General features: G+C 59.4%; 1 protein-coding gene. It reads left to right on the top strand.

The genetic code is table 11. From position 1 onward, the window contains the following. On the top strand, positions 1–249 hold a 249-nt coding region (locus ACYP33_RS09225; protein ID WP_459621164.1), incomplete at both ends, for a hypothetical protein.

Here is a 249-nt window from a genome sequence, read left to right as displayed (position 1 = left end):
GTCACACCCGTCGACAACGACGAGACGGTGCTGTTGGTCGTACTGAGTCCGCTGGACAACGAAGTGACGTTGCTGTTCGTGGAACTCAAGCCGGACGAGAGCGATGTGACGTTGCTCGCCGTGGTGGAAAGTCCAGTAGACAACGACCCAACGCTGGTCGAGGTCGAGGACGACAGCGAAGCGACATTACTGTTGGTGGTCGACAGCCCGCTGGAGATCGAGGTCACACCCGTCGACAACGACGAGACG

The organism is Burkholderia sp. 3C, assembly GCF_054589155.1.
The sequence above is the reverse complement of the archived record's forward strand: the minus strand, read 5'-3'. Positions and strand labels throughout refer to the sequence as shown.